This is a genomic window from Hymenobacter frigidus (assembly GCF_014640435.1).
GTDB classification, from domain to species: Bacteria; Bacteroidota; Bacteroidia; order Cytophagales; family Hymenobacteraceae; genus Hymenobacter; species Hymenobacter frigidus.
The window spans coordinates 1-18,497 of the sequence record NZ_BMGY01000048.1; the positions used below are offsets into that span (position 1 = coordinate 1).

At 59.8% G+C, this 18,497-nt stretch carries 15 protein-coding genes and 1 pseudogene; 11 read left to right on the forward strand and 5 right to left on the reverse strand.

The genetic code is table 11. The features are described from left to right. Positions 1-132: 132 nt before the first annotated feature. The 3 genes from IEW17_RS17655 to icd all read left to right on the forward strand — a co-directional run bounded on the left by IEW17_RS17655 (position 133) and on the right by icd (position 6,937). Complete coding sequence (locus IEW17_RS17655) at positions 133-2,220, forward strand: DNA polymerase III subunit gamma/tau (protein WP_188563385.1); 2,088 nt, start codon at positions 133-135, stop codon at positions 2,218-2,220. Positions 2,221-2,452: 232 nt separating this feature from the next. Then, a complete protein-coding gene (locus IEW17_RS17660) occupies positions 2,453-5,536 on the forward strand; it encodes a M16 family metallopeptidase (RefSeq protein ID WP_229749100.1) in 3,084 nt (1,027 codons plus the stop codon). 135 nt (positions 5,537-5,671) lie between these two features. Next, positions 5,672-6,937: an NADP-dependent isocitrate dehydrogenase gene (icd, locus tag IEW17_RS17665; RefSeq protein WP_188563386.1), complete on the forward strand. Its 1,266-nt coding sequence runs from the start codon at positions 5,672-5,674 to the stop codon at positions 6,935-6,937. Between the two features lie 286 nt (positions 6,938-7,223). On the opposite strand, the gene IEW17_RS17670 is transcribed toward icd, so the two are convergent. Next, positions 7,224-8,633 (reverse strand): mercuric reductase, encoded by a 1,410-nt coding sequence (locus tag IEW17_RS17670; protein WP_188563387.1) that lies wholly within the window; start codon positions 8,631-8,633, stop codon positions 7,224-7,226. A 184-nt stretch (positions 8,634-8,817) separates the two neighbouring features. On the opposite strand from IEW17_RS17670, the gene IEW17_RS17675 reads away from it, so the two are divergent. Both IEW17_RS17675 and IEW17_RS17680 read left to right on the forward strand, forming a co-directional pair. Then, on the forward strand, positions 8,818-9,552 hold the full coding sequence (locus IEW17_RS17675; protein ID WP_188563388.1) for a hypothetical protein: 735 nt from the start codon (positions 8,818-8,820) through the stop codon (positions 9,550-9,552). Between the two features lie 67 nt (positions 9,553-9,619). Next, positions 9,620-10,417, forward strand: coding sequence for a hypothetical protein (locus IEW17_RS17680; protein WP_188563389.1), 798 nt, complete (start codon positions 9,620-9,622; stop codon positions 10,415-10,417). Between the two features lie 265 nt (positions 10,418-10,682). On the opposite strand, the gene sucD is transcribed toward IEW17_RS17680, so the two are convergent. Beyond that, complete coding sequence (gene sucD / locus IEW17_RS17685; RefSeq protein ID WP_188563390.1) at positions 10,683-11,564, reverse strand: succinate--CoA ligase subunit alpha; 882 nt, start codon at positions 11,562-11,564, stop codon at positions 10,683-10,685. 347 nt (positions 11,565-11,911) lie between these two features. On the opposite strand from sucD, the pseudogene IEW17_RS17690 reads away from it, so the two are divergent. Together IEW17_RS17690 and IEW17_RS17695 are read left to right on the forward strand one after the other, a co-directional pair. Beyond that, a pseudogene (locus tag IEW17_RS17690) lies at positions 11,912-12,886 on the forward strand (PLP-dependent cysteine synthase family protein); the annotation flags it as partial. 74 nt (positions 12,887-12,960) lie between these two features. Further along, the gene (locus tag IEW17_RS17695) at positions 12,961-13,368 is read left to right on the forward strand and encodes a response regulator (protein ID WP_188563392.1); all 408 of its coding nucleotides are present in this window, start codon (positions 12,961-12,963) and stop codon (positions 13,366-13,368) included. Positions 13,369-13,438: 70 nt separating this feature from the next. On the opposite strand, the gene IEW17_RS17700 is transcribed toward IEW17_RS17695, so the two are convergent. Together IEW17_RS17700 and ade are read right to left on the reverse strand one after the other, a co-directional pair. Further along, positions 13,439-13,945, reverse strand: coding sequence for a hypothetical protein (locus IEW17_RS17700; protein WP_229749101.1), 507 nt, complete (start codon positions 13,943-13,945; stop codon positions 13,439-13,441). A 135-nt stretch (positions 13,946-14,080) separates the two neighbouring features. Next, a complete protein-coding gene (gene ade, locus IEW17_RS17705) occupies positions 14,081-15,736 on the reverse strand; it encodes an adenine deaminase (protein WP_188563394.1) in 1,656 nt (551 codons plus the stop codon). A gap of 73 nt (positions 15,737-15,809) precedes the next feature. Between ade and IEW17_RS17710 the strand changes: the two genes are divergently transcribed. The 3 genes from IEW17_RS17710 (at position 15,810) to cmk (ending at position 17,184) form a co-directional block, all read left to right on the forward strand. Continuing rightward, positions 15,810-15,971, forward strand: coding sequence for a hypothetical protein (locus tag IEW17_RS17710; RefSeq protein WP_188563395.1), 162 nt, complete (start codon positions 15,810-15,812; stop codon positions 15,969-15,971). Between the two features lie 87 nt (positions 15,972-16,058). Further along, positions 16,059-16,463, forward strand: a complete 405-nt coding sequence (locus tag IEW17_RS17715) for a hypothetical protein (RefSeq protein ID WP_188563396.1) — start codon at positions 16,059-16,061, stop codon at positions 16,461-16,463. 31 nt (positions 16,464-16,494) lie between these two features. Further along, on the forward strand, positions 16,495-17,184 hold the full coding sequence (gene cmk, locus IEW17_RS17720; RefSeq protein ID WP_188563397.1) for a (d)CMP kinase: 690 nt from the start codon (positions 16,495-16,497) through the stop codon (positions 17,182-17,184). A gap of 7 nt (positions 17,185-17,191) precedes the next feature. Here the strand turns inward: cmk and IEW17_RS17725 are convergent, their stop codons facing one another. Further along, positions 17,192-17,389 carry a gliding motility protein GldL gene (locus tag IEW17_RS17725; protein ID WP_188563398.1) on the reverse strand — a complete coding sequence of 66 codons (198 nt, stop codon included), beginning with the start codon at positions 17,387-17,389 and terminating at the stop codon, positions 17,192-17,194. Between the two features lie 185 nt (positions 17,390-17,574). On the opposite strand from IEW17_RS17725, the gene IEW17_RS17730 reads away from it, so the two are divergent. Continuing rightward, positions 17,575-18,456: a 4-hydroxy-3-methylbut-2-enyl diphosphate reductase gene (locus tag IEW17_RS17730; RefSeq protein WP_188563399.1), complete on the forward strand. Its 882-nt coding sequence runs from the start codon at positions 17,575-17,577 to the stop codon at positions 18,454-18,456. Positions 18,457-18,497 lie beyond the last annotated feature (41 nt).

Here is an 18,497-nt window from a genome sequence, read left to right on the forward strand (position 1 = left end):
GAAACGGCTGTGCCTTGTCCGATGAATACCGCGAAAAGTGCCTCGGCTTTTAATGCGTTTACCCTGCCCCAAACCCCGCTCCCAACCGCTTCCAAAGCCGCCCTTTTCTGGGTAACTTTGTAGACAGAACTTATGGATAATTTCGTCGTTTCGGCCCGCAAGTACCGTCCTTCCACGTTTCGTAGCGTAGTGGGGCAGCAGCACGTCACCACCACGCTGCAGAATGCCATTCAGAGCCAGCACCTGGCCCAGGCGTTCCTGTTTTGCGGCCCGCGCGGGGTGGGCAAAACCACCTGCGCCCGCATCCTGGCCAAGACGATAAACTGCACCAACCTCAGCCCTGATACTGAGGCTTGCGGCACCTGCGCCTCCTGCGTGGCCTTTCAGGAAAATGCCTCCTTCAACGTGCATGAGCTGGACGCGGCGTCCAACAACTCGGTGGAAGACATTCGCTCGCTGGTGGAGCAGGTGCGCTACGCCCCGCAGGCCGGCAAGTACAAAATCTACATCATCGACGAGGTGCACATGCTCTCGAACGCGGCCTTCAACGCCTTTCTCAAGACGCTGGAGGAGCCGCCGAGCTACGCCATTTTCATCCTCGCTACCACCGAGCGCCACAAGATTATCCCCACCATCCTGTCGCGCTGCCAGATTTTTGATTTCAGCCGCATCAAGGTGGAGGACATGCGCAGCCACCTGCGCTACGTGGCCACCCAGGAAGGTATCATAGCCGAAGACGACGCCCTGCACCTGCTGGCCCAGAAAGCCGACGGCGGCCTGCGCGACGCCCTGTCGATGTTCGACCAGATGGTGACCTTCGGCGGCAACAATCTCACCTACAAAGAGGTGGTGCAGAATCTGCACCACCTCGACTACGACTACTACTTCCGGCTGGTGGACAGCTTGCTGACCGAAAACCTGTCCGCCGCGCTCCTGCTGCTTGATGAGGTGATGCAGAACGGCTTCGACCTGCACAACTTCGTGGTGGGCACCGCCGAGCACCTGCGCGGCCTGCTCGTGTGCAAAGATGCCGTGACCGTACAGCTGTTGGAAGTGTCCGACGGCATCAAAAAGCAATATGTGGCGCAGGCCCAGGCCGCGCCGCTGGCCTTCCTGCTTTCTGCCCTTAATCTTATCAGCCAGTGCGACCGGGAGTTCAAGCAAGCCAAAAACCAGCGCCTCCACGTCGAGTTAGCGCTGATGAAGCTGGCTTATCTGAATGGGGCCGTGCAGTTCGTTCGTGAGCTGAGCCCTGCCGGAAACGGCGAGGCTAAAAAAAAAACTAGTGACCTAAATAGCGCTGCCGAAGCGACTCCTATTGCTTCGGGAGCTAATGGCAACGGCAGCAACGGCAACGGCCACGCCCAGCACGCGCCGCTGGCTACCGCCGCCGCCATCACCCCAGCGGCCTCGTTTGCTGCCCCCGCCGCTTATGCTACCGAGTCGCCGGCTGCAGCCTACGTAGCAGCTCCGCGCTTGCCCGCGCCGGCCGCACTGCCCGAATTTGAGGCACTTCCCCCGGGCCGGGTGGCCCCCCCCGCCGATGGCCCCGAACCCCTGCCCGTGGAGAATGGCGTGGAGGAAATGCACGATACGCCCAGTATCGAAGCCGACCCGGCCGCCGCCATCACCGAGCGCCACCAGATGCGCGATACGCTGCCGCACGTTGAAATCGGCGTGCCCAGCTTCGAAGGGATTGAGCCCGGGCCGCGTCCCTCGCCGGCGGCCGCCTTCACCAGAATTCCCAGCCTGGCTAGTAAGCTACCGAGCCTCCGGAACATGAGCAGTCGCGCCGCTGGCCAGTCAGCGACGGCTGCTTCGGCCGAGCCGCAATTCACCAGCGGCCCGGTGGCACCCATCAATGCCGATTTGCTGCAACGGGTGTGGCAGGAGTTGGCCGAGGAGCGCCGCGCCCAGGACCGGATGAGCGAATTCTGGGTATTGAACCGCCCCGTGACGGCCAACGCCGAGCACAACATCGAGCTGGCGGTGGACAACCCCATTCAGGTCGACCAGTTCAACGAAATGCGGGTGGAATTTCTGGCCGAGCTGCGCCGCCGTACCGGCCACCCGCGCCTCACGGTGCAGCCCGTGGTGACGGCGGCCGCGCCCACGGCTAAGAAGCTCTACACCGCCACGGATAAGTTTGAGTACCTGGCCGAACGGTTTCCGGCCCTGCGCGAGGCCAAGCAACGTTTGGGACTCGAAGCCGACTTCTAGAGCAGGTTCGCTGACATTGTGGGAGATGAGAGTCCGCGTGCAGGACATTTCTACGCATGTACTTGTAGCGCCCACAATACCTTTTAGCTACACGCCAACCCACAGCACTCCCGCAAACGATTGGGGAAACAATTGGCCTGAAAATCAATTCTCAGGCTGAGAACGAAGCAAACCAGCAATATAGACTAAAAATTCGTTTTTTATTCCCCTATCAGCCAGCTACCTTTGTTTTTTGAACCCCCCCAGCTACCCGCCCGCGTCCTTCGTGAAAAACAACTTATTGCTGCTGTTTCCTGCCTTGGCGATGTTGGGTATCACCACGCAGTGCCAATCGAGCAAGCCGGTTACCACTGCCACTGCGGGAACTGCCGCCGCTCCTGCTTCTATGCCCGCTGCTGCGGCCGTGCCGAAGGAGTACCGCTACGAATCGGTGCCCGGCGACCCGCTGGGGGTGCGTATCTATAAGCTCGATAACGGCCTGACCGTTTACCTGTCGGATTACAAGGATGCGCCGCGCATCCAGACTTATCTGGCCGTGCGCGCTGGTTCCAAAAACGACCCCGCCGCTGCTACCGGCTTAGCCCACTACCTGGAGCATATGGTGTTCAAGGGCACTTCGCAGCTGGGCACGCAGGACTGGGCCAAGGAAAAAGTAGAGCTCGATAAGATTGAGGCGCTGTACGAAACGTACCGCGGCCAGCGCAACGACGCGGCTGCCCGCAAGCGCACCTACCATCAGATTGACTCGATTTCGGGCGTGGCGGCCAGGTACGCCGTGCCGAATGAGTACGATAAGGTGATGGGCGCCATCGGGGCCAAGGGCTCGAACGCGCATACTTCGAGCGAAGAGACGGTGTATCAGGAAGACATTCCGAGCAACCAGCTGGAGAAATGGGCGGCCATTCAGGCCGAGCGGATGCGCGAAATGGTGCCGCGCCTGTTCCATACGGAGTTGGAGGCGGTGTACGAGGAGAAAAACCGCGGGTTGGATAGCGACTTCAACAAGGAGTTTGAGGCCTTGAACGCCGCGCTATATCCCACGCATCCCTACGGCACGCAGACGACCATCGGCACGATTGAGCACCTGCAAAATCCGTCCATCACAGAGATTAAGAAGTATTTCGGCCAGTACTACGTGCCCAACAACGTGGCGCTGTGCTTGAGCGGTGATTTGGATTTCGACCAGACCATTCGGCTCATCGACAAGTATTTTGGCGCGATGCCGAGCAAGCCGGTGCCGGTGTTCAACGCGGCCGTGGAGAAACCCCTGACTGCGCCGATTACCCGCGAAATCGTGGGGCCGCAGTCGGAGAATGTGATGCTGGGCTACCGCCTGCCGGGCAAAGCGTCGAAAGACGGCGTGCGCCTGCGCATGCTGGATAAAATCCTGACCAACGGCCAGGCCGGCCTCATCGACCTCAACCTGAACCAGCAGCAAAAGGTGCTGGAAGCGGCTTCGTTCACGGACCTCAACGACGACTACTCCACGCACGTCATCTATGGCACGCCGCGCCAAGGCCAGAAGCTGGAAGACGTGAAGGCCCTGCTGCAAGGCGAACTGGCCAAGGTGAAAGCCGGCAACTTCCCCGATTGGCTGATTCCGGCCATCATCAACAACGAGAAGCTGACGCGCACAAAGGGCTACGAGAGCAACGAGGCCCGCGCCAGCGCCATGTACGAGGCGTTTATCGAGCGCATCGATTGGAAAGACTATCTCAAGCAGCAGGATGATTTCGGCACGATTACCAAAGCCGAAATCGTGAAATTCGCCAACGACAACTACGGCGATAACTACGTGGTTGTCTTCAAGCGCACCGGCGTTGACCCCAACAAGGTGAAGGTGGTGAAACCCGCCATTACGCCCGTGCCGGCCAACCGCGACGTGTCTTCGGCCTTCTACAAGCAGCTTACGGCGCTGCCGAGCACGGCGCTTGAGCCGGTGTTTGTGGATTATAAAAAGGACATTCAGGAGACGGAAATCAAGCCCGGCCTGCCGCTGCTCTACACGCACAACGCCGAAAACGGCTTGTTCAGCCTGTCCTACGTCTTCGACCTAGGCAAGAACAACGACCCGCGCTGGGGCCTCGCTTCGGACTACCTGCAATATCTTGGCACCGGCAGCTACACCGCTGCGCAGCTGCAACAGGAGTTCTACAAGCTGGGCTGCTCCTTTAACGTGAGCAGCGGAGCCGACCGCATTTTCGTAACCCTGAACGGTCTCGACAGCAACCTGGAGCCCGCCCTCAAGCTGTTTGAGCAGCTGCTGAACGCGCCCAAGCCCGATGCCGCCGCCCTACGCAACATGGTGGCCGGCACGCTCAAGCAGCGCCAGGATGCCAAGCTGGAAAAGCGCGTGATTCTGAACGCGGCGATGGTGAACTACGTGAAGTATGGCTCCAAAAACCCTTTCACGAATATCCTGAGTGAGAAAGAGCTGAAGGCACTGAAACCGGAGCAGCTCACGGCCCTGCTTCAGAAACTGCCGACTTATCAGCATCGGGTGCTGTACTATGGGCCGCGGAAATTAGAAGGCCCAGTTACGGTAACTGTGGTTGCTGATGGTCCGGGGAGTGGTCAGATGGAAAGCGGAGTGGGCATTGTCAATGTCCTGCAAGCCCGGCACCGTACCCCCACCAAGCTTACGCCCGCGCCAGCGGCCAAAGACTTTGCCGAGCAGCCCATGAAGGACCGCAAGGTTTATTGGGTTGACTATAACATGGTGCAGGCCGAAATCCTGTTCCTAACTAAGGGTGACCTATACAGCAAGGAGCTGGCTCCTACGCTGGCGCTGTACAACGAGTATTTCGGCGGTGGCATGGGCAGCATCGTGTTTCAGGATTTGCGCGAGAGCAAGGCGCTGGCCTACTCGGCCTACTCCGGCTACAACAGCGCCGACAAGCTGGGCCGCTCCAATTATAACCTAAGCTACATCGGCACGCAGAGCGACAAGCTGCCCGAGGCGATGGCCGGCATGGAGGCCCTGCTGACCGATATGCCGGTGGCCGAAGCCAACCTGGAAATCGCTAAAAATGCCATCCGCAACAGCATCAGTACCGAACGTATTACGAAGGGCAACGTGCTGCTGAGCTACGAGCGCGCCAAGCGCCTCGGCCTCGACTATGACCTGCGCCGCGACGTGTATGCCAGCACCCAGAAAATGAATTTCGATGTATTGCAGAAGTTTCAGCAAGCCAAGATTAAGGGCCAGAACCAGGTTATCCTGGTGATTGGCTCGAAGGACCGGCTCAATTTTAAGGAGTTGGCCAAGTACGGCGCGGTGCAGCAGCTCACGCTGAAGGAGATTTTTGGGTACTAGCTACCTATTGTCATGCTGAGGGCAGCGAAGCACCTTATCCCGCTTGCACTCAGTTGAATTATTCCCCACGACCCTAGCGCGATAAGGTCCTTCGCTGCGCTCAGGATGACAGATTTACGTAAACGAACACCCCACATGGCAGAGCAAAAAATCACCATAAAAAATGGCAAGCTGACCGTACCGGACAAACCTACTATTCCCTTCATCGAGGGCGACGGTACCGGGCCGGACATTTGGGCTGCTTCCAAACTTGTATTCGACGCGGCCGTTGAGAAGGCGTACGGTGGCAAAAAGCAGCTGATGTGGAAGGAAGTGCTGGCGGGCGAAAAAGCCTACAAAGCCACCAATAACTGGCTGCCCAACGAAACTCTCGACGCTTTCCGCGAATACCTGGTGGGCATAAAAGGCCCGCTGACTACGCCCGTGGGCGGCGGCATCCGTTCGCTGAACGTGGCCCTGCGCCAGGAACTAGACCTCTATGCCTGCCTGCGCCCCGTGCGCTACTACGATGGCGTGCCTTCGCCCGTGAAGCACCCGGAGCTGACCAACATGGTCATCTTCCGCGAAAACACCGAGGACATCTACGCTGGCATTGAGTTCATGAACGGCACGCCCCAGGCCCAGAAAATGCTGGAATTTCTGGTGGACGAGATGGGCGTGAAAAAAATCCGTTTCCCCGATTCTTCCTCGTTCGGCATCAAGCCGGTGAGCAAGGAGGGCACCGAGCGCCTCGTGCGCGCCGCCATCAAGTACGCGCTCGACCACAAGCTGCCATCGGTGACCATCGTGCACAAGGGCAACATTATGAAGTTTACCGAAGGCGCGTTCAAAACCTGGGGCTACGAGCTGGCCGAAAAGGAGTTTGGAGCCAAGGTGTTCACCTGGGCCCAGTACGATAAAATCGTGGCCAAGCAGGGTGTGGCCGTGGCCGACGCGCTGCAAAAGCAAGCCCAGGACCAGGGCAAGCTCATCATCAAGGACAGCATCGCCGATGCCTTCCTGCAGCAGATTCTGCTGCGCCCCGCCGAGTACTCGGTAGTGGCCACGCTGAACCTGAACGGTGACTACATCTCCGACGCCCTGGCGGCTATCGTGGGCGGCATCGGCATCGCGCCGGGGGCCAACATCAACTACGTGACCGGCCACGCCATTTTCGAAGCCACCCACGGCACGGCGCCCAAGTATGCCAACCAGGACAAGGTAAACCCCGGCTCGGTTATCCTCTCCGGCGTGCTAATGCTCGAGTACATGGGCTGGAAAGAAGCCGCCGCCCTCATCAATAAAGGCCTCGAAGCCGCCATCGCCAGCAAGCGCGTGACCTACGACTTCGAACGCCAGATGGAAGGCGCTACCCTGCTGAAATGCAGCGAATTCGGCGCTGAGATTGTGAAGAATATGTAGTAGCTTGGCGGTAGCTTAAGCAACAATAGAAACCCCCGCGTCGGCTTTTGCTGGCGTGGGGGTTTTCAGTTTTCTATCGTGTTAAAGATGTCCCAACTGGCGCGAGTTTAGCGCAGCGTAACTCGTGGCCAGCCATGATGGGAGGCTGTGCCTCCCCCGGTCGCGCCGATTGGAATAAGTTGAGCTGTCATCGTGCTGGCGGGCGAGTTGAAAACTCGCGGCATGGTTGGGCACGAGTTACGCTGCGCTAAACTCGCGCCAGCCGCACAGCAAGCCAGCGACCTGTTTATTTCCCCACCCGCTTCAAATCTCGGAACACGTTATTCAGCCCCTCGGCCCAGGTGGGGTGGGCAAAAATCATGTCCTGCAGCTGCTGGTACTTCAGCCGCCCGGCCATGGCTACTTCGATAACAGCCATAACTTCGCCGGCTTCGGGGCCGAGCAGGGTGGCCCCGAGCAGTCGGTCATCGTTGCCGACCAGCACCTTCCAGAAACCTTGTTTCTCGCCCGTGTGCTGGGCGCGGCCGATGCTGCTGACCGGCATGGTGGCCACGCGGTAGGGAATTTTCTGCTCCTGGGCCTGGCCCTCGCTCAGGCCAATGCGGGCCAGGGGCGGGTCGGTGAACACGACGTAGGGCAGGGGCCGCTCGCGGGCCGAGCGTTTGCGACCGTGCAGCAGGGCGTCGCGCACGACGCGGAAGTCGTCGTAAGCAAGGTGTGTGAACTGCGGGCCGGGGTGAATGTCGCCCAATGCATATACGCCGCGCACGTTGGTGCGCAGGTTATTATCGACCAGAATGTAGCCTTTGTCATCGGTTTTGACGCCCGCGAAGCCCAGGCCCAGCTTGTTGGAGTTGGGCTGGCGGCCGGTGGCTACCAGCAGGTGGCTGCCGCGCAGGCGGCGTTCGCCCGTGCTGCTCGTCACCGATACCGTGATGTTGCCGCTGGGACTTCGGCTCACGTTGTGGGCCCGCGCGCCCATCACAAACTCGATGCCTTCCTGGCCCAGCGCTGCTTGCAGGCTCCGACACACGTCGTCGTCCTCCCGTTCGAGCAGCTGCGGGGCCGCTTCCACGATGGTGACGTGGCTGCCGAAACGCCGGAACATCTGGCTAAACTCCAGCCCGATGTAGCCGCCGCCGAGGATGATAAGGTGCTCGGGCAGCTCCTTCAAATCGAGCAGCTGGGTGGTGGTGAGGTAGCCCGCATCGGCCAGCCCGCTGATGTCCGGGATGGCGGCGTGGGTACCCGTATTGATGAAAATGAGCGGAGCCGTTATGTCCTTCGTGCGGCCGTTGGCCAGCGTCACGTGCAGGGCGTGCGGCCCGGTGAAGGTAGCGTGGCCTTCCAAGAGCGTGATGTCGTGCGTCTGCGTCAGGCTGGCCCGGATGCCCTTGCGCATTTTGCTGATAACGGCATCTTTGCGTTCCACAGCGGCGGCCAAGTCAACTTTGAGTTGGGCGGCACCGGGGGGTTCGGGCGCGGCTACAGTGGCAGCGGTGCGCAGCTGGTGCAGACGCTCGGCGGTGGCCAGCAAGGTTTTGGTGGGCGAACAGCCATAGTTAATGCAGGAGCCGCCCAATCGGTTTTCTTCAATGAGGGCCACGTGCCGGCCGGCCTCGGCCAGGGCCGTAGCCAATGGGTTGCCGGCTTGGCCAGAACCGATAATAATGGCATCAAAAGCAGTAGCGGACATAAAAAACGCGGGAAGATGAGGGTACTGCCCTACATACGGCCGGGCTGGATAAATCGGCGGAGTGCTGGCGAAATTGCACGGTAGAATATTTTTGACGAGCCCACACCGCTGCCAAGTGCGGCAGAAACACGAAATTGCCGCATCAAGCGTTGGCTTGCCCACGCCGTTCCCGTTTCCCATCCTTATGAAGCACCTGTTGCGCCTCACGTTTCTGCTTGTCCTCGTTGGTCTCACGGGCTGTGCCTCGCTGTATTTTCCGCCGCCGCCCCACGCGCCGATGCTCACGCATCAGGGCGAGTTCTACGGGGCCGTGAGCACCAATCAGCACACCAATTACGCCCTGCAAGGAGCCTACGGCCTCACCAACCACTTGGCCGTGGCCGGCACTTTTTCCTCGCTGCACCGCAAAAAGTCCGACCGCACCGAGGACATCGACTTCGCCGAAGCCAGCCTTGGCTACTTCACCCGCCTGCCCGACAAGCGCGTGCTGGAGGTGTACGTGGGCGGCGGCGGCGGCGCTACCCAGCGCATCGAGCGCAACGACGAGCAACTCACCACCCGCAAGCTCAACGGCAGCTTGTCCAAAGTATTTGCCCAGGTGAACTACGCCCGCAAAAAGCGCGACAACATCCACCTCTTCAACCGCGACTTTCCCCTCACCTACGGCGCGGCCCTGCGCATGAGCTACATGCAGCTCAACAACTTCCGAATTGACGGCCTGGCCGCCCCCGGCGAAAGCAACGTCTTTTTCGAGCCCATCACCTTCACCCGCACCCAAATTGCCGGCCCAGTACAGTTGCAGATAATCAGCGGCCAGATTTTCGGCTTCCGGAATAACAAGTACCTGAAAGCCGCCAATTCAGTGTTTCAGGTAGGCATTGTTATTAATCTGGACAAGAATACCACGCTCGACGAGTAGTGCCAAAACAGCCTGTTCGGCACGGGCTAATGAGGCCCATCCAATCTATTCCACCTGATTAAAATCCGTGAAAAAACAACTACTCCTCCCGCCGTTCCTGTTGGCCGGCGCTTTGCTCAGCAGCTGCGCGGCCTTGTACGTGCCCACCACGCCCAGCACCCCACTGCTCGAAAAAGGCCAGGTAGAAGTCACAGCCGGCCTGCGCGGCTTGCGCTACGCGGAGGTGGGGGCGGCGTGGTCGCCCCTGCCGCACGTGTTGGTGACCGGCGAATTGGCTGCCGACATTGCCAAAAGCACCGCCAGCACCACCAACTCGCAGGGCGTCACCGAAAACTACAGTGATTCGCACCGCCAAGGTGGCATGGGCCTGGGCCTGTATCGGCCAACAAGTACCACCAGACGCACCTACCTGGCGGTAATGGGCGGCATCGGCTGGGGGCACACCAATTTTTTCGCTTTCGACGACTACAAGCCCGCTTCCGTATTTTTCCCGTTCCCATTGCCCACCCGTCAGGGAGTGTACGATGCTAAGTACCGCCGTTACTACGGGCAGCTATACCTGGCAAGCCCCCCGGACAACGACGGCCCGCAGTACGGGGCTTCCCTGCGCTCGGTGTGGGTCGACTACACCAAGCTGACCTATGCCGACCAGCCCATTGTGCCCAGCAACCGCCTTTTTGTGGAGCCATCCGTATTTCTGCGCTTCGGGCACGGCGCGTTGCGGTGGTACACCACGGCCGGCTATTCGCTACCCATCAACAGAGACCCCGCCAACCCCGCCAACGGGCGCACCTCGTCGCGCTCGTACCTGCTCAGCGGCGGCATTATCCTGCGGCCCGATTTGCTGAAGCGGCCCCGGGACTAGCGCCGGCTCAATACCTCGCAACAAGCCACCAAAAAAGCCCCAGCAGATGCCTTGTCCTTACCCAAATCTTTTTCCGCCTTCCCCTAGGTAACGCAAAGGCCCTTTTTTGCTGGCTGACCTTGCTTGGAAAGCGGCAAACCTGATAGGCAACCGCGCAAAAACGCCCTTCCAGCCATATGGCCGGAAGGGCGTTTGAGTTTTGGGTAAGGACAAGGCAGATGCCGAGGCTTTTTTTGTAACTGAAATAGCTGCTTTAAGCCGCAGCTTACTTGCCGCCCAGTACGCGCAGCATAGTGTCGCCAATCTCGGCGGGCGAATCCACGACGTGGATGCCGCACTCGCGCATGATGGCCATTTTAGCGGCGGCTGTGTCGTCGGCACCGCCCACGATGGCACCGGCGTGGCCCATGCGGCGGCCGGGAGGGGCCGTCTGGCCGGCGATGAAGCCTACGACGGGCTTCTTATTGCCGGTTTCTTTAATCCAACGCGCCGCTTCGGCTTCCATGCCGCCGCCGATTTCGCCAATCATCACGATGCCTTCGGTCTCGGGGTCGTTCATCAGCAATTCAATCGCCTGCTTGGTGGTGGTGCCGATGATGGGGTCGCCGCCGATGCCGATGGCCGTGGTCTGGCCCAAGCCGGCTTTGGTGAGCTGGTCAACGGCTTCGTAGGTCAGGGTGCCCGACTTTGAAACGATGCCGATTTTGCCTTTGGTGAAGATGAAGCCGGGCATGATGCCCACTTTGCACTCGCCGGCAGTCATCACGCCGGGGCAGTTCGGCCCAATCATCGTCACCGAGGGGCGCTCCGAGAGGTACTGCTTCACGGCAATCATGTCCTTGGTCGGGATACCTTCGGTGATGGTGATAATCACCTTGATGCCGGCATCGGCGGCTTCCATAATCGCGTCGGCGGCGAAAGCCGGGGGCACGAAAATGATGCTGGTGTCGGCCCCGGCCTTCGCTACGGCCTCGGCCACGGTGTTGAACACGGGACGGCCCAGGTGCTCGGAGCCGCCTTTGCCGGGCGTCACGCCGCCCACCACGTTGGTGCCGTACTCCATCATTTGCTGGGCGTGGAACGAGCCCTCGGAGCCGGTGAAGCCCTGCACGATAACCTTGGAATCTTTATTGACCAGAACGCTCATTCGGAGGTGTTTTTGGGAAATTGATGGAGTGGGAAAGCGGCCCGGACGGGCAACGGTGGTGCAAAAGTAGGGGATTTTGGGGCTAGGGCAAGGCAGAAGTTGGTTAATCCCCTGAACGTCATGCTGAGCGTGGCCAGAACGTCATGCTGAGCGTAGCCGAAGCATCTCTACCGCAGTAGCAATCAGATTTAGTTCAGCAGTAGAGATGCTTCGGCTGCGCGGACATCAGATAAGCATGACGTACTCTTTATTTCTTTCACCTCTTTCACGCCCTGCCCAACCCAACCCCGCCGCCTAAGTTCTTACCTTTGTACCACCACGCGAGAATCCCCACCCAACAATTTTCAATGTATTTCAATCACGTTATTGAGGCCGTCGGCCACACTCCCCTCGTCAAACTCAACAAAGTAACCGAGGGCATAAAAGGCACCGTACTGGCCAAGGTAGAGTATTTTAACCCCGGCAACTCGGTGAAGGACCGCATGGCCATCCGCATGATTGAGGATGCCGAAAAAGCGGGTCTTCTGCAGCCGGGCGGCACTATAATCGAGGGCACCAGTGGCAATACCGGCATGGGCCTGGCGCTGGCCGCCATCGCCAAAGGCTACAAAACGGTGTTCGTGATGAGCGACAAGCAGAGCAAGGAAAAGCAGGACATCCTGCGGGCCGTGGGAGCCGAAGTAGTGGTGTGCCCCGTGGACGTGGCCCCCGAAGACCCACGCTCTTACTACTCCGTAGCCCGCCGTCTCAGCCAGGAAACGCCCAATTCTTACTACCCCAACCAGTACGACAACCTCTCGAACGCCGCGGCACATTACGATACCACCGGCCCCGAAATCTGGGAGCAGACCGAGGGTAAAATCACCCACTGGGCGGCCGGAGTGGGTACGGGCGGCACCATTTCGGGCGTCAGCAAATACTTGAAAGAGCAGAACCCGGCCATCGTTTCCATTGGCCTCGACACCTACGGCTCGGTGTTTAAGAAGTACAAGGAAACCGGGATTTTCGACGAGAACGAAATCTACCCTTACAAAACGGAAGGCATTGGCGAAGATATTTTGCCCAAGAACGTGGACTTCGACCTGATTGATACCTTCATCAAAGTAACCGATGAGGACGCGGCCGTGATGACCCGCCGCTTGGCTAAAGAAGAAGGCCTGTTTGTGGGTTGGAGCTGCGGTTCGGCCGTTTTCGGCGCGTTAGAGTATGCCCGCGAACACCTTCAGGAAGGCGACACGATGGTCATTATTCTGCCCGACCACGGCACTCGCTACTTGGGCAAAATCTACAACGACGAGTGGATGCGCGCCCAGGGGTGGCTGGCCTAAGCCAACCGATTGGCGGTATGACTTCAGCGCTGTATCTTCGTAAAAGCTAGCTTAATAACTCCTGTCCCATGCCTGCAAATCTGAATCATATCGTTTTGGTGGATGACAACGAAACCACGAGTTTCCTGAACAACCGCCTGTTGGGCCGTTTAGCTGTAGCTGACCAGATTAGCACGTTTTCACGGGCTGATGAGGCGTTTGAGCAAATCTGGGGCGGCGAGAGCAGCGGAATTAACCCCACGCCCGACCTGGTATTCGTGGACCTGAAGATGCCCGGCATCTCCGGTTTCGAGTTCCTGGAGCTGTACAACGCCCTGCCCCAACTCGTGCAGGACCGCACGGTGATGGCCGTGCTCACCACCTCCATGCACGGAGCCGATACCGCTCGCGTGGCCCAGTACCCCAACGTGGAATACCTGACCAAGCCCCTCACCGAAGAAAAAATGCAGAAGCTGCTGGAAAAGCGCTTCCAATAAGGGCCAACGAATAACACCAGAACGTCATGCTCATCTGGCGTCCTTCCTTTAGTGCCTTTGCAGAACCGTTCTAAAGCTTGTCCAGCGCCCGGAAAATGCCGGTCTTTTTCTGCTTGATGAAAATGTAGCGCACCGAAACCGCGGTGGGAAACCGATTCCAGTCGGCTGAGCCGTATTCGATGGTTGGCTTAAAATCGATGGCCAGCACGAAGGGCAGAAAGGCGACTTTGTATTCGGCTCCGATAATGCCGTCGAAGCCCCAGAACTGGCCGTCGTCGCGGTGGCGGCCGTAGTGCCCGCCCGCGCCGAAGTAATAGTTTAGGCTGGGGCCGAGAATGCCGAAGTGCCGCTCGGCCAGTAGCGTGACGCTGCGCTCGCGGGGCGCAAACATAGCGAGGCCTTCCAGCGTGGTTTTGGGCAGTACCAACTGCTGAATGGTAAGCCCATAGCTGCCCCCGCCGCTGCGGACGCCCGCCGCCGTGCGGTATTTCTGGCCGGCGACCGGCAGGGCCAGGACAATCAGTAGGAGCGAGAATCCCCAGCGCGTGATGTGGTCTTGGAGAACCTGCGGAGGCAATGGAATCGAACGAAGCAAGGGCATATGGAAAGGTTTCAGGCAAGTGGGCAAGCGGTTCTGCCTCACCCTGATTGGCTGATACGCTACAAAAGCTGCAAAAATTGCCTTTGCATTCGGCAAATTGATAATAACTATCTATTCCACGGCGTCCACGAAGGCGAATTGCTGACCATCAAATAAGCCTTTGTCGCTCAGTTTCAGACTCGGAATTACCAGCAGCGCCATAAAGGAGAGCGTCATAAACGGCGCACCCAGCGGCGAGCCCAACTGCTTGGCCAGCGCATCGACGGCGGCGTAGGCGGCGGCTACGTCGGGCCCGGGCTGGTCCGACATCAGGCCGGCTACGGGCAGCGGGACCAGGATTTCCTGCCCATCGGCTCCCACGGCGGCCAGGCCGCCTTTGGCCTGGATGACCAGGTTCACGGCGCGGGCCAGGCTTTCGTCGTCGCAGCCCACGGCGGTGATGTTGTGCGAGTCGTGGCCCACGCTGCTGGCCAGCGCGCCGTGCGTCAGCCCAAAGCCGCGAATGAAGGCCACGGCGGGGGCCACATGCGGCTGGTAGCGGTTGATAACGGCCAGCTTGAGCACATCGTCGGGTACGTTAGCTACAACTAAGCCATTTTCGACGGTGGCAGGCAAGTCGACGCGGGCCGTGATGAGCTGGCCATCGAAGCACTCGATGACGCGCAGCGTGGGCTGGCCGGTGGGCGCAGCTAGCTGAAAGTCGGCAGCCGTCACGGGCTGGGCGTGGAAGTTATTGACCACCGCAATGGGCGCGGCGGGCAATAGCGACCGGCCATTTTCAGCCACTAGCTGGCCGTTGAGGTAGGTTTGCTGCACGGCGAAATCCCGCAGGTCGGTCACCACGATAAAGTCGGCGGGGTCGCCTTCGGCCAGCAGGCCCACGGGCAGGTTGTAGTGCTTCACGGGGTTCACGCAGGCCACGCGCAGGACGTGGAACACGTCGTTGCCGAGGGCCACGGCGCGTTGCACCAATTGGTTGATGTGGCCGAGCAGCAGCGTATCGGGGTGCTTGTCGTCGGAGCAGAACATCAGGTTGGCGTAATGCTTGGGCAGCAGTTCGATGAGGGCATCGAAGTTGCGGGCAGCCGAACCCTCGCGGATGAGGATTTTCATGCCCACGGCCAGCTTATCCAGGGCTTCGGCGGCGGTGAAGCACTCGTGGTCGGTGCTGATGCCGGCGCTGGCGTAGTGGGCCGCGTCGTTGGCGCGCAGGCCAGGGGCGTGGCCGTCTACGGGGCGGCCGGTGGCGTGGGCCAGGGCAATTTTGGCCATCACGTCGGGGTTGCGGTGCAGCACGCCGGGCCAGTTCATCATCTCGGCCAGGTAGCCGATTTTGGGGTTTTCGAAGAGCTTTGCGATGTCGGCAACCGTGATTTGGGCCCCGGCCGTTTCAAAGGGCGTGGCCGGCACGCAGCTCGGCGCGCCAAAGCAGAACTTAAAAGGCGAATGGCTGGCGTTTTCCAGCATAAATTCTACCCCGGCTACGCCCAGCACGTTGCCAATTTCGTGCGGGTCGCTCACCGTGGCTACGGTGCCGTGCGTCACGGCCAGGCGGGCAAACTCGGTGGGCACCAGCAGCGAGCTTTCGACGTGCACGTGGGCATCCACGAAGCCGGGCAGGGCGTAGGGCAGAGCCGCATCGGGGGCAATAGCTCCGGTGGGCACGATGCGGGCAATGCGCCCGGCCTCGACGTGGATGGTGGCCGGCTGAATGGAACGGGCAAAGACGTCGACGACGTTGGCGGTGAGCGTGAAAGAAGCAGTCATGCGGTTGATGAAAAAGCAAAAGCCGGTAAGCGGGGCCGCAAAGAACCTTAACTTTGAGTAAAATGACCTGGCTATGAGAAAATCTTTGTCGTGGCTGCTCACGCTGGCGCTGCTGCTGACTTTGGGCGGCAGCCTGCTGAGTGGCTGTGCCCGCCGCACCGCGCAGCAGAAAAAAACTTCGTGGTACAAGAATCACAGCGGCGGCAAATCCGTGCCCTGCCCCTGCGGACATTAGCCGGCAAGCTTAAGCTGGAGACCGCCAAAAGGCCGGAACGGCTGAGAAAAGCGTTGCCCGCCGTGTTTTAACTCTTAACCCTGTTTAATGTCCGACACCACTCCCACGCCCCTCGATTCCATCAATACCGCCGCCGAGAAAGTCCGGCAGCAGCTCAAGCTGGAAGCCTTCGATGCCGAAGGTGTGGCCCACCTGGCCAATTTTATTCAGGCGCAGCGGGGCCTGTTGGCGGCAGACGAGCGACCGGGCATCGTCATGGCGCTGGGCTGCTTTCTGGGGCAGTGCCTGGTGCAGGTGTACCGGGGCGAATGGGGTACCGGGCGCGACAAAACGACGGGCGTGGGACTGGCCGGCCGATTTTTTTTCAACCCCTTTTATTTAGTCGATGCGCAACTGAATGAGGGAGAAAGCGCGTCGGTAGCGGCCTTTTTTGCCTCAGTGCCGGACCGGTTACGGACGCCGCCCGCGGCGCGTAAGAGTTGGATTTCGTAATCTTGCGGGGCCAATGGCCGCCCGCGTCGTTATGAAACAACTCGTTATCGCCATTGATGGTTACTCTTCCTGTGGCAAAAGCACCACTGCCAAAGCCGTAGCCGCCGCGCTGCACTATGCCTACGTGGACACCGGGGCCATGTACCGCGCCGTCACCCTACACCTGCTCGAGCACCAGATTCCGTTCGATGACCTGGGCCGCGTCGAAGCTGCGCTGCATGAGCTTACCATTAGTTTTCGCCGCAACCGCCGCACGGGCCGCAACGAAGTGTTTCTGAACGGCGTGAACCGCGAGGACGACATCCGCCAGATGGTCATTTCCAATTCCGTGAGCGAGGTTTCGGTCATTGTCATGGTGCGGCACGCCATGGTGGCCCAGCAGCAGCGCATGGGCCGCAGGCGCGGCGTGGTGATGGACGGGCGCGACATTGGCACCACTGTTTTTCCCGACGCCGAAGTCAAGGTGTTCATGACGGCCGACGTGGTGGTGCGGGCCCAACGCCGCCAGGTTGAACTTGCCGGGAATGGGGAGCAGGTGGCCCTCGACGACATCATCGAGAACCTGCGCAAGCGCGACCACCTCGACTCGACCCGCGCCGAAAGCCCCCTGCGCCGCGCCGCCGACGCCGTGCTGCTCGACACCACCCACTTGGTGATTGACGAACAGGTTGATTTTGTGCTGGAAAGGGTGTCGGCCGCGCTCTTCGCGCCGCAGGGGTAAGCGAGGCCTACAGATTCAGAAACTCTTTGATTTTCGGGCGTGCCAGCAGCTTAGCCAGGAGCAGCAGGATGCCGCTTACTTTGAGAACGGGGGCGGCCAGTAAAATCTCGTGGCCGCCGGCCCAGTGCTCAATGGTGAACAAGCCGCCGATGACATCGCCGCAGAGGCCGAGGGCATAGAGAATAAGCGCGTGTCTGGCTTTCATAACAACTGAGTGAGTGGCAAATATGTGATTTTTGAGCGGCAGTTGGTCAGAAACTGGAGGGCATAATGAGAGGAGAAAGGCCAAAAAGTTGGGCGCACATTTGCTAAGGGCACCCTTGCCACACGCTAAACCTTACCTTTGCTTCGGCGAACTACTCGACGCCGCAGTGGTGTTAAACTCACAGCATGAAGGTTACGATTGATAAAAATTCCGGCTACTGCTTCGGCGTAGAATTCGCCATTCAGATGGCTGAGGACGAGTTGGCCCAGGGCCAGCAGCTCTACTGCCTCGGCGATATAGTGCACAACCGCATGGAAGTGGAGCGCCTGCACCAGCAGGGCCTGCGCATCATCGACCGTGAGCAGCTGGCCCAGCTACACGACTGCAAGGTGCTCATCCGGGCCCACGGCGAGCCGCCCGAAACGTACCAATTGGCCCTGGAAAATAACCTGGAGCTCATTGATGCCAGCTGTCCGGTGGTGCTCAAGCTGCAAAACCGCGTGAAGCACGCCTTCGACCTAAGCCAGCGCCAGAACGGCCAGATTGTGATATACGGCCAGCCCGGCCACGCCGAAGTGGCTGGCCTCACGGGCCAGACCGGCAACCGCGCCATCATTGTAATGAACGAGGCCGACCTCGACCAGATTGATTTCGCTCGGCCCGTCACCCTGTTCAGCCAAACCACTAAAAGCACGGCCGGCTTCTACAAGATGAAGGCCTTGATGGAGGCTCGCATCCAGGCCGCCGGCGGCACGCTGGATAGTTTTGATGCCAACGACAGCATTTGTCGGCAGGTGAGCAACCGCGAGCCGGCCCTGGCCCGCTTCGCCACCGAGCACGACGTGGTGCTCTTCGTGAGCGGCCGTAAAAGCTCCAATGGCAAGGCCTTGTTTTCGGTGGTGAATGGCGTGAACCCGCGCAGCTATTTTATCGAAAACGAGAGCGAAGTAGAGGATGCCTGGTTGGCTGGCGCAACGTCGGTGGGCATCTGCGGCGCTACCAGCACTCCGCTGTGGCTGATGCAGCAGGTGGCCGGGCGGATAGAAAACGTGGGCGAACTGGCATAAGCCGTCAGGGTTTATCTTTGGGAATTGCCTTTTCCACTATT

Excerpts from the sequence above, each read along its gene's own strand:
- IEW17_RS17695 (WP_188563392.1), top strand. The coding sequence starts at position 12,961 with ATGCCTGCAAATCTGAATCATATCGTTTTGGTGGATGACAACGAAACC.
- cmk (WP_188563397.1), top strand. The coding sequence starts at position 16,495 with ATGAAACAACTCGTTATCGCCATTGATGGTTACTCTTCCTGTGGCAAA.
- IEW17_RS17710 (WP_188563395.1), top strand. The coding sequence starts at position 15,810 with ATGAGAAAATCTTTGTCGTGGCTGCTCACGCTGGCGCTGCTGCTGACT.
- IEW17_RS17725 (WP_188563398.1), bottom strand. The coding sequence starts at position 17,389 with ATGAAAGCCAGACACGCGCTTATTCTCTATGCCCTCGGCCTCTGCGGC.
- IEW17_RS17670 (WP_188563387.1), bottom strand. The coding sequence starts at position 8,633 with ATGTCCGCTACTGCTTTTGATGCCATTATTATCGGTTCTGGCCAAGCC.
- ade (WP_188563394.1), bottom strand. The coding sequence starts at position 15,736 with ATGACTGCTTCTTTCACGCTCACCGCCAACGTCGTCGACGTCTTTGCC.
- IEW17_RS17715 (WP_188563396.1), top strand. The coding sequence starts at position 16,059 with ATGTCCGACACCACTCCCACGCCCCTCGATTCCATCAATACCGCCGCC.
- IEW17_RS17655 (WP_188563385.1), top strand. The coding sequence starts at position 133 with ATGGATAATTTCGTCGTTTCGGCCCGCAAGTACCGTCCTTCCACGTTT.
- sucD (WP_188563390.1), bottom strand. The coding sequence starts at position 11,564 with ATGAGCGTTCTGGTCAATAAAGATTCCAAGGTTATCGTGCAGGGCTTC.
- IEW17_RS17730 (WP_188563399.1), top strand. The coding sequence starts at position 17,575 with ATGAAGGTTACGATTGATAAAAATTCCGGCTACTGCTTCGGCGTAGAA.
- IEW17_RS17675 (WP_188563388.1), top strand. The coding sequence starts at position 8,818 with ATGAAGCACCTGTTGCGCCTCACGTTTCTGCTTGTCCTCGTTGGTCTC.
- icd (WP_188563386.1), top strand. The coding sequence starts at position 5,672 with ATGGCAGAGCAAAAAATCACCATAAAAAATGGCAAGCTGACCGTACCG.